Raw genomic sequence first — 956 nt, 5'->3', positions numbered from 1 at the left:
ACACCTTTTTCTGCAGCGCACGGTTCATCGCCGCAAAGCGCACCGCCTTGATAAATTCATATCCAATCAGAAGCATCAGAACAATAATATCAATCGTGATATATTTTTCAATTACCGTCAGCGAGGATGCCTTCCGCTGGGAATACGCCTCCGCCAGTCCCGTCGCCTCATCACAGATTTCAAAGAACCGCTCGCTCTTATCAATGATCTCTGTATTCTCATAGCCGACTTCCCGGACACGCAGGATTTCATAGTGAAGCGCGGCAAAGTACTCCTCCAACTCCTGCATCTTACTCTGAAACGCCCCGTCATCAAGGCGCACCAGTCCCAGTTCGCCATTGCCATTCCGCAGACCGTCGACGAAGGCCTCAATATCCTGAATCATACCATCCTCCGGCTGACCGGAAATTTCCAATTTAATGATACGCTGCGTCTTTCCGCGCACCAGTCCCGCATAATTGACCACACGCGCCGTTCCCTGAATACTGGAGACAATTCCCATCATCACGATAATCAGTGCCGCCAGCACAACCGCCAGCACGCCGATGCAGATCTGTATTATGTTTGAAGTCTTTTTCTTCTTACTCTTATTCGCATTCTCGGAATCCATCGCTCCGTCCTCCCGTGAAAAAGAATGTGCCTTGGCACATTCTCGCGCCAAGCGCGATCGCTTCGGCGTCTCGCGCGGTCGCTTGCGACATGTTTCTGCTTCGCGCGAGTGCGCATCCTCGCGGAGCGTTTTTTGTTTCATAGGACGTAATTTCCTATGAAACAAAAACCCTGGCACGCCCGTTTCCCTGCACCTGCCATCTTGTTATTTTACATCTTATATCCCAGAAAGCATCCATCCTCATGCGACTCAATCCGCCCGACCGCCTGCAGATACGAATAAATAATCACCGTCCCGACAAACTTCATCCCACGCTTTTTGAGATCTGCCGACACTGCATCTGAGA

At 50.7% G+C, this 956-nt stretch carries 1 protein-coding gene and 1 pseudogene; both read right to left on the bottom strand.

The window, feature by feature from the left end:
* Positions 1-610 (bottom strand): annotated as a pseudogene (locus QVO97_RS11545) (molecular chaperone Hsp90); the annotation flags it as partial.
* A gap of 209 nt (positions 611-819) precedes the next feature.
* Positions 820-956: DNA-3-methyladenine glycosylase I (locus QVO97_RS11540; protein ID WP_288189744.1), on the bottom strand; the 137-nt coding region annotated here is incomplete at its 5' end.

This window comes from Clostridium sp. CAG:43, assembly GCF_000434655.1.
Classification (GTDB): Bacteria; Bacillota; Clostridia; order Lachnospirales; family Lachnospiraceae; genus Otoolea; species Otoolea fessa.
The sequence above is the reverse complement of the archived record's forward strand: the minus strand, read 5'-3'. Positions and strand labels throughout refer to the sequence as shown.